This window comes from Pseudolactococcus yaeyamensis, from assembly GCF_054658615.1.
The window spans coordinates 1-1,277 of the sequence record NZ_BAAGGP010000182.1; the positions used below are offsets into that span (position 1 = coordinate 1).

Here is a 1,277-nt window from a genome sequence, read left to right on the forward strand (position 1 = left end):
AAAATCCGTGAGTCCATTCCAGAACTATTATCTCTGAGAAACGGCTCAGTAGTCAAGTGAAAATTAATATCAATTAGGTAAAAATCGTAGTGGTTAATCACTACTAGAATATATTATACGAGGAGAGCAGGAAATGAACAAATACATGATTTCATTTTTCAATTACCAAAAGGCGTTTGCTGTACCGATTACTTTTGAGGTAGTTGAAGCAGAAAATGAAGAACAGGCAAGAATTAGCGCATTGAGCTTACTGGAGCATTTCGTAAAGCAGAATGGAGAAGATGGGGTATTTAGTATTAGGAAGTTGTCTACTAAAGAATATCAGCAGTTGATTGATTTGGCTGATGAGATTGAGAACAGTTAGAGTTTTAGAAAGCGGGTTTAACATTGGGAAAATTAATAGAAAAGATTTTAAAAGGCAATCAATCGCCTAAAGTTGTTTTTGAGAGGAATATAGGTTCAAGTTTTTGTGTAATCGTTGCAGAAAAAGGAAAGTTGATAGGAGTATCTGAAATGCCCCTTGAATTATATGCTCCTCTTACTATGATGTTAGAATGGCATAATGACATTTACTACAAAGATGATATTTTTATTTTAATTACTGAACGACAAGGTTATCTGCCTTATGAATTTGAGCATTACGCAAAAGAAAAAGAATACAAAGATATTATCTCAAGCATTATGAAAGAAGATTATAACGAGAAAGCTTTTTTCATCGGAATAAAAGGGAAGTTTGAGGTTCTTGATTTAGCTGAACAAGCAACTCCTTGAAATCTTCAATGAGCCAACCGTTATATTCATAATATGGAAAACGCTTGTCTGGTACAAAAACGATACCTTTTTGTTGAGAATTAAAATTAAAAATCAATTTATCTTTTGCAGGATATTTCCATTTTTTAGGGTCATTTTCCCAACTTAATGTAATTATTCCGTTATGTTTATTAAAACCATATTTTCCGTATGGTTTTCGTGTGCTTATTATTTTATGAATAGTTTTGATTTGTTGTTCGGTAAACTTTATTTCATTAAACATAGATTTTTCCTAAATATAATAGTAATTAGTCATACCATCAATAATCATCTTTCATATTATTTTCTTCAATATCGAACTTGTCTTGAATTAAAGAAATGAATGCGTCAATGATAACGCCATCAAGATGATAGGGTAAATCTAACATATCAATGATTGCTTGGTAATTAGTGTCAGGTTGAAAGTCATACTCTTGGTCGAGTAAGTTCATTACTTCGTAAATCATGTAACGGTTTGCTTTAAATTC

The 1,277-nt window shown here is 31.5% G+C and carries 4 protein-coding genes; 2 read left to right on the forward strand and 2 right to left on the reverse strand.

The features are described 5' to 3' along the window. Positions 1 to 133 precede the first annotated feature (133 nt). A complete protein-coding gene (locus ACYQ21_RS15570; protein ID WP_460059588.1) occupies positions 134 to 364 on the forward strand; it encodes a hypothetical protein in 231 nt (76 codons plus the stop codon). Between the two features lie 23 nt (positions 365 to 387). Next, entirely contained in the window at positions 388 to 771 is a 384-nt protein-coding gene (locus tag ACYQ21_RS15575) for a hypothetical protein (protein WP_460059589.1), read from the forward strand. Here ACYQ21_RS15575 and ACYQ21_RS15580 read toward each other — a convergent pair. Continuing rightward, positions 713 to 1,033, reverse strand: a complete 321-nt coding sequence (locus ACYQ21_RS15580; protein ID WP_460059590.1) for a hypothetical protein — start codon at positions 1,031 to 1,033, stop codon at positions 713 to 715. The genes ACYQ21_RS15575 and ACYQ21_RS15580 overlap by 59 nt on opposite strands. Before the next feature lie 37 nt (positions 1,034 to 1,070). Next, positions 1,071 to 1,277, reverse strand: a 207-nt coding sequence (locus ACYQ21_RS15585) for a hypothetical protein (protein WP_460059591.1), incomplete at its 5' end; no start/stop codon positions are given.

What these genes read in the sequence shown, in the direction of transcription:
- ACYQ21_RS15570 (WP_460059588.1), top strand. Translation starts at nt 134, where the DNA reads ATGAACAAATACATGATTTCATTTTTCAATTACCAAAAGGCGTTTGCT.
- ACYQ21_RS15580 (WP_460059590.1), bottom strand. Translation starts at nt 1,033, where the DNA reads ATGTTTAATGAAATAAAGTTTACCGAACAACAAATCAAAACTATTCAT.